Genomic DNA, 6,290 nt, shown 5'->3' with positions numbered 1-6,290 from the left:
CGGGGGGTGCGGCGGAGGGGCGGGGGCGCGCGGGGCGGGGGGGCGGGCCCGCCCGCGGCGGCGACGTTCTCCGAGCCGCAGGGCGTGTGCGTGCTGCCCACGCACGTCGCCGAGGTGGCCGGCTACGACCTGGTGGTGGCCGACACCGTCAACCACCTGCTGCGCGGCGTACGGCTGGAGTCCGGCGAGGTGGTCACCGTTGCCGGCAGTGGGCGGCAGTGGCGCGCTGAGGTCGACGACCACGCCCACGACGCGTTCGCCGTCGACCTCTCGTCGCCGTGGGACCTGGCCTGGTACGACGACAAGCTGATCATTGCGATGGCCGGCATCCACCAGCTCTGGTGGTTCGACCCGATCAAGCGGACCGCCGGCATGTACGCCGGCACCACAGTGGAGGCGTTGCGCGACGGCCCGCTGGCCGAGGCGTGGATGGCCCAGCCGTCCGGGCTCTCCACCTCCGCCGACGGCACCCGACTCTGGGTGGCCGACAGCGAGACCAGCTCGATCCGGTACGTCGAGAACGGTGTGCTGGGCACCGCCGTCGGGCAGGGCCTGTTCGACTTCGGGCACGTGGACGGCCCGGCGGAGTCGGCGCTGCTCCAGCACCCGCTGGGGGTGTGCGCGCTGCCGGACGGCTCGGTGCTGATCGCGGACACATACAACGGTGCGGTGCGCCGCTTCGACCCGGCCAGCAACCAGGTCTCCACCGTCGCCGACGGGTTGGCGGAGCCGAGCGACCTGGTGCTCACCCCGTCCGGTGAGGTGCTGGTGGTGGAGTCCGCCGCACACCGGTTGACCCGGCTCGCCCCCGGTGCACTGTCGGCGGCGGGTGCCAGCACTGTGGACGGGCCACGGCACCGCACCGAGCGCAAGCCGACCGACGTCGCCGCCGGCGAGGTCACCCTGGACATCGTCTTCACCCCGGCGCCGGGGCAGAAGCTGGACGAGACGTACGGGCCGTCGACCCGGCTGGTGGTCTCCGCGTCCCCGCCGGAACTGCTGGTGGACGGTGCTGGCACGGGCACCGAGCTGTCCCGCCGGCTGGTGCTCAACGGCGAGGTCACCGCGGGGGTGCTCCAGGTGACAGCGCAGGCGGCGACCTGTGACGCGGACGTCGAACACGCGGCGTGCCACCTGACCCGGCAGGACTGGGGCGTACCCGTCCGGGTGGTCGACGGCGCCGTGACCCGGCTGCCGCTGGTGCTTCGCGGCCTGGACGCCTGACGCGATTCGGAGGGGCCCAGCTGGGCCCCTCCGGTCAGGCGAACGGGGCCAGTGTGATGTCGGCGTCGATCAGGCTGGCGCGGACGAGCTCGGCGGCGGAGACCGCGCCCGGGGTGTCGCCGTGCACACAGATCGAGTCGACCGAGCAGGGGATGACAGTGCCGTCGACAGCCACCACGCTGCGTTCGGTGGCCATCCGCGCCGCCCGTTCGGCGATCTGCTCGGGGTCGGTGATCACCGCACCGGGGGTGCCGCGCGGCATCAGCGCCCCGTTGGGCAGGTAGGCGCGGTCGGCGAACGCCTCGGCAACCACCGGCAGGCCGGCGCCCACGGCGAGTTGGGCGAGCGTCGAGCCGGGAAGGCAGAGGACGGGCAGCTCCGGGTCGTAACCGCTGACCGCGGCGACCACCGCCGCCGCCTGGGACTCGTCGGTGCTGGCCGCGTGGTAGAGCGCGCCGTGCGGCTTCAGGTAGCGGACCCGGGTGCGGAACAACCGGCAGAACGCGTCCAGCGCCCCCAACTGGTAGGTCACCTCGTCGCGTAGCTCGGCGAAGTCGTACGCGATGTGCCGCCGGCCGAAGCCGGCCAGGTCCCGGTAGCCGACCTGCGCGCCCACCGCGACCCCGCGTCGCGCAGCGCCCTCGCAGACCCGCCGCATTGTCGACGGGTCGCCGCCGTGGAAGCCGCAGGCGACGTTGGCGGAGGTCACGAGGCTCAGCAGCGCCTCGTCGTCACCGAGTCGCCAGATGCCGAATCCCTCGCCCAGGTCAGCGTTGAGGTCCATGGAATCTGACGGTAGTACCTGGCCGGGCCTGCGCGAGCGGGGTCACGTCGGTGACCACCCCGATGACGGGGTATCCACCGGTGGTCGGATGGTCCGCGAGGAAGATCAGGGGTTGTCCGTCCGCCGGCACCTGCACCGCCCCGAGCACGATGCCCTCGCTGGGGAGTTCGCCGGCCACCGCGCGGGGCAGCGCCGCGCCGGCGAGCCGCGCACCGACCCGGTTGCTCACCGGGCTGACGGTGTACGCGCTGCCGAAGAGCCGGTCGAACGCCGTCGGCGTGAACCAGTCCTCGCGAGGACCGGGACCCAGCGTCAGGTGCAGCTCTTCAGGCGGCGTCGGGCACACGGTCAGGTCCACCGGTGCCGGGGTGCCGACCGGATCACCGAGCGGCAGCAGGTCACCGTCCCGTAGCCGGGGCGGGCCGAGCCCGGAGAGGGTGTCGGTGGCCCGGCTACCGAGCACCGGTGACACGTCGATGCCGCCCGCCACAGCCAGCCAACTCCGTACGCCCCGCCGGGCGGGACCGATCCGCAGCACCGTCCCGGCCGGCACGCTGAGGGGGCGTCCCGTGTCACCGGGCCGGGCACCCGCCTGGACGGGGACCTCGGTGCCGGTGACCGCCACCGTGGCGGCCCGGGTCAACCGCACTGTGCAGCCGGTCAGGGTGATCTCCAGGCCGGCCGCGTGCTCCGGATTGCCGACCAGCCGGTTGGCCAACCGCAGGGCACCCGGGTCGAGGGCGCCGGACCGGGGTACGCCCAGGTGCGCCCAGCCGGGCCGGCCCAGGTCCTGCACAGTGGTGAGCGCACCGGCGCGGATCACCTCGATGGCGGCCGGGCGGGTCACGCCGCCACCATCCGCACCGTGGTGCCCGGACCGAGTCGGGCCGGCGGGTCCGCAGCCACGTCGAACAGCACCAGGTCGGTCCGACCGACCAACAGCCAGCCGCCGGGGGAAGCGCCCGGGTAGATGCCGGCGTACGGGCCCGCCAACGCGACCGAGCCGGCCGGCACCCGGGGACGGGGCGTGGCCAGCCGGGGCAGCGCCAACTCGGCGGGCAGCCCGGTCAGGTAGGGGAATCCGGGGGCGAATCCGCAGAAGGCGACCCGGAACCGCGTGCTGGTCAGTTTGTGCCGCACTGCCGGCACGTCCACGCCCCAGTGTTCCGCCACCGCCGCCAGGTCCGGCCCGTCGAAGGTGACCGGCACGAACACGTCAGCCGCGTCGTCGGCCCCGTTTTCGGCTGTGGCGTCGCGGAGTCCGGCTGTGCCTCGGGCCTGGGCGTCGTTGTCCGCTCCGGCACCAGGTTCGATGTCGGCGCGGGCGCGGGCGCGGGCGTGGGCGTCGTCGGCGCGGGCGGCGTCGTCGGCGCGGGCTTTGGCGTAGGCGGCGTGGGCGTGGGCGGCGTCGTCGGCGCGGGCTTTGGCGTAGGCGGCGTGGGCGTGGGCGGCGACTTTGGGATTGGCTTGGTGTGGGCGGGTGATCGCGGCGGTGACGGCGGGTGCCCAACGGGTCAGCTGCTCGGTCGTGGTGGCCGGGTCGGGCAGGCCGTCGAGTAGCACGGTCCGGGCCGCCGGCACGATCTCCACGGCGATCAGGTCGCCCCGCTCCCGACGCCGCCACAGCTCGGCCCGCCACGCTTCGACAAGGGCAGCCTCCGGGATGTCGGCCACGGCTTCGGGGGTGTCGGCTGGGGCGGCGCAGTCGAGTAGCAGGGCGTGCGCCCCGACCTGTCGGATCCGCATCCGCACATCCTCGCCGATGCCGTGCCGATCCGGTGTTCACGTTGACGGTGCCGGGTGTCACCAACGCCACTACTTACAAGTAACCTACGGTGCCGTAACCTGATTAGGTGACCACCTCCGCCCCGCTTCGCCTGAAGCCGGTCGACATCGGTAAGCCCCGGATGCGCGGCTGGCTGCACACGTACGCCTTCTTCGTCGCCCTGGTCTGCGGCATCGTGCTCTGCTCGATCGCCGCCACCCGGCCCGGGTGGGCACCCCTGGTGAGCTGCCTCATCTACAGCCTGACGGTCTGCGGGCTCTTCGGCACGAGCGCGCTGTACCACCGCCGCGTGTGGTCGGAGCGCGGCTACCAGGTGATGCGCCGGATGGACCACTCGATGATCTTCGTGTTCATCGCCGGCACGTACACACCGCTCTGCGCGATGCTGCTCGCGCCCCGGCCAGCCACCGTGATGCTGGCCCTGGTCTGGGGTGGCGCACTGGCCGGCGTTGCGGTCAAGGTGGTCTGGCCGCACGCGCCACGCTGGGTGTCCGCGCCGCTCTACCTGGCGCTGGGATGGGTGGCGGTGGCAATGCTCCCGGAGATCCTGCACGGGGGCGGCGTCGCGGCGCTGGTGCTGCTGATCGTCGGCGGCGCGATCTACAGCGTCGGCGCGATCTTCTACGCGTTGCGCCGGCCCAACCCGTGGCCGACCGTCTTCGGCCACCACGAGTTCTTCCACGCCTGCACCCTGCTGGCGGCGCTGTGTCACCACATCGCGATCTACTTCGCGCTGTTCGCCTGACCCAACCGCCAGGACCCAGGGTCCCGGCAACGCTGCTCGGCCGCAACGCATGGCGACTGCCGCCGCCATGATCGTGCTCGATCAAGGATGTAGTGGCCTCGCTCGCATTCGAAGGCACTACTTCCTGGATCGAGCACGATCTTCGCCCGATCACCGCCTCCGGGATCAGGCCCGCACCTCAAGATCCGCACATCTCCAGGGAAACTGCTGTCTCGACACGCCCTCAGGCAGCAGCTTCCCCGAAAGTGTGCGGATCTTGGCCGGGTAGCGGGGTGCTGGCGACCCCGTCGCGCACACGCGGGCCGGGGCACACACGCGAGCCGGGGCACACACGCGAGCCGGGGCCCCGCGACGCTGCGGGACCCCGGAGTGTGTGGGCGAGGATCAGACCGGTCGGCCCGGCCGACGCACCTCGCGGTACTCCTGCACGACCTGGTTGTCCTGGACCGGCACGACCCGGTCGGCCACGACGCGCTCCTCGCGAACCGGCGCGGCCACTACCGGGCGGCGGCGGCTGTTCCAGAAGTAGAGGGTGGCGAGCAGGCCGGCGACGCCGGCGAGCATCAGCACCCAGCCGACCACGGCCAGGTCCAGCCAACCCAGGTCGGCCTCCACTGCGAACGCGAAGATCGCGCCCAACGCGATCAAGAAGATGCTGCCACCAATGCCCATGTCTCGCTCCTCGGCTCTAACCTGGCGTACGTCGCGCCGCGGCCGTCGGTAGGGGTGCGGCGTCCATCGACTTACCCAGGCACGGAGATCGCCAATCGGGCAAGCTGGGGGCATGACGGACGCCGACCCCGACACACGGACACTGGTGTTGCTGCGGCATGCGAAGGCCGAGCAGGGCAACGACGCGGCGGACGACGCGGAGCGGCCGTTGAGCGCACGCGGGGACGCCGACGCGGCAGCGGCTGGGGCCTGGTTGGCGCACCAGGGGCTGCTGCCCGACGTGGTGATCTGCTCGACGGCCCGACGCACCCGCCAGACCTGGCACGGGGTGGCGATGGGGATGACCGGTTCACCGCCGGAGGGTGGCCCGACCGGTCCTCGCCCGACCGTCCGTTATGAGCCGGGTGCGTACGACGCACACCCGGAGGAGTTGTTGTCGCTGGTCCGCACTGTGGACCCGGCGGCCCGCACAGCCTTGCTCATTGCTCACAATCCGGGCATCTCGCTGCTATCCGCGCTCCTCGACCCCGAGGGAGTTACCGACGAGGGTCTGCGCACCGCCGAGCTGGCGGTGCACCGCTGCCCGGTGGGCTGGGCGGAGTTGAGCAGGGCGGGAGCGCCGCTCACGGCTCGGCACACCGCACGCGACTGAGCCACCCGCCGATCCGACGGGTGGCTCAGGGGTACGCGTTGTGCCGGGATCAGGACGGCGGCGCGGTTGGTGGCGGCGGGTCCGGCGGTGGCGGCATCATCGCCGTCGGATGAGACAGCCGGTTCTCCTCCACGATGAGGGTTCGAGCCCGCTTGCGCCGGTCCTGCCAGAACCAGACAGTGGTCAGCAGTACGGCCAGCCCGGCCAGGATGAACACCCAGCCGACCGCGCGTACGTCGATCCACCAGACGTTGGCTCTCAGCGCGAAGGTCAGGATCGCGCCGATCGCGATGAGAAAAATGCCGCTTCCTACACCCATGTGCGCTGCACTCCCCCGTGCGGTGGCTCTGGGCGTTCCCTTTCGAGGTCACGCGACGGTTACCCGCCACGGCAGCGGCATACCCGACCGGGCGCGGTCAATACGTGC

The 6,290-nt window shown here is 72.4% G+C and carries 8 protein-coding genes; 3 read left to right on the top strand and 5 right to left on the bottom strand.

The genetic code is table 11. The features are described 5' to 3' along the window. On the top strand, positions 1-1,224 hold a 1,224-nt coding region (locus AB0B48_RS14190; protein WP_357200714.1), incomplete at its 5' end, for an NHL repeat-containing protein. A 34-nt stretch (positions 1,225-1,258) separates the two neighbouring features. Here AB0B48_RS14190 and AB0B48_RS14185 read toward each other — a convergent pair. From AB0B48_RS14185 to AB0B48_RS14175, 3 genes are read right to left on the bottom strand one after another with little or no spacing between them, the layout of a single operon-like run. Next, positions 1,259-2,008 carry a 5-oxoprolinase subunit PxpA gene (locus AB0B48_RS14185; RefSeq protein ID WP_355004644.1) on the bottom strand — a complete coding sequence of 250 codons (750 nt, stop codon included), beginning with the start codon at positions 2,006-2,008 and terminating at the stop codon, positions 1,259-1,261. Next, positions 1,992-2,855, bottom strand: a complete 864-nt coding sequence (locus AB0B48_RS14180) for a biotin-dependent carboxyltransferase family protein (protein ID WP_357200710.1) — start codon at positions 2,853-2,855, stop codon at positions 1,992-1,994. The genes AB0B48_RS14185 and AB0B48_RS14180 overlap by 17 nt, the downstream gene beginning before the upstream one ends. Beyond that, positions 2,852-3,754: a carboxyltransferase domain-containing protein gene (locus AB0B48_RS14175; RefSeq protein ID WP_357200707.1), complete on the bottom strand. Its 903-nt coding sequence runs from the start codon at positions 3,752-3,754 to the stop codon at positions 2,852-2,854. The genes AB0B48_RS14180 and AB0B48_RS14175 overlap by 4 nt, the downstream gene beginning before the upstream one ends. 107 nt (positions 3,755-3,861) lie before the next feature. Between AB0B48_RS14175 and AB0B48_RS14170 the strand changes: the two genes are divergently transcribed. Then, positions 3,862-4,539 carry a hemolysin III family protein gene (locus tag AB0B48_RS14170; protein WP_357200704.1) on the top strand — a complete coding sequence of 226 codons (678 nt, stop codon included), beginning with the start codon at positions 3,862-3,864 and terminating at the stop codon, positions 4,537-4,539. Between the two features lie 384 nt (positions 4,540-4,923). Here AB0B48_RS14170 and AB0B48_RS14165 read toward each other — a convergent pair whose 3' ends face one another. After that, a complete protein-coding gene (locus AB0B48_RS14165) occupies positions 4,924-5,211 on the bottom strand; it encodes a DUF6458 family protein (RefSeq protein ID WP_350854835.1) in 288 nt (95 codons plus the stop codon). Positions 5,212-5,323: 112 nt separating this feature from the next. Between AB0B48_RS14165 and AB0B48_RS14160 the strand changes: the two genes are divergently transcribed. Then, a complete protein-coding gene (locus tag AB0B48_RS14160; RefSeq protein WP_357200701.1) occupies positions 5,324-5,863 on the top strand; it encodes a histidine phosphatase family protein in 540 nt (179 codons plus the stop codon). A 49-nt stretch (positions 5,864-5,912) separates the two neighbouring features. On the opposite strand, the gene AB0B48_RS14155 is transcribed toward AB0B48_RS14160, so the two are convergent. Next, on the bottom strand, positions 5,913-6,182 hold the full coding sequence (locus AB0B48_RS14155; RefSeq protein ID WP_030487564.1) for a DUF6458 family protein: 270 nt from the start codon (positions 6,180-6,182) through the stop codon (positions 5,913-5,915). Between the last annotated feature and the right edge of the window lie 108 nt (positions 6,183-6,290).

It is taken from the genome of Micromonospora sp. NPDC049089 (assembly GCF_040648775.1).
In the GTDB taxonomy this organism is placed as follows: domain Bacteria; phylum Actinomycetota; class Actinomycetes; order Mycobacteriales; family Micromonosporaceae; genus Micromonospora.
Note: the sequence above shows the minus strand (reverse complement) of the source record. Positions and strands in the feature narration are given on the sequence as shown.

Excerpts from the sequence above, each read along its gene's own strand:
- AB0B48_RS14185 (WP_355004644.1), bottom strand. The coding sequence starts at position 2,008 with ATGGACCTCAACGCTGACCTGGGCGAGGGATTCGGCATCTGGCGACTC.
- AB0B48_RS14175 (WP_357200707.1), bottom strand. The coding sequence starts at position 3,754 with ATGCGGATCCGACAGGTCGGGGCGCACGCCCTGCTACTCGACTGCGCC.
- AB0B48_RS14165 (WP_350854835.1), bottom strand. The coding sequence starts at position 5,211 with ATGGGCATTGGTGGCAGCATCTTCTTGATCGCGTTGGGCGCGATCTTC.
- AB0B48_RS14160 (WP_357200701.1), top strand. The coding sequence starts at position 5,324 with ATGACGGACGCCGACCCCGACACACGGACACTGGTGTTGCTGCGGCAT.
- AB0B48_RS14155 (WP_030487564.1), bottom strand. The coding sequence starts at position 6,182 with ATGGGTGTAGGAAGCGGCATTTTTCTCATCGCGATCGGCGCGATCCTG.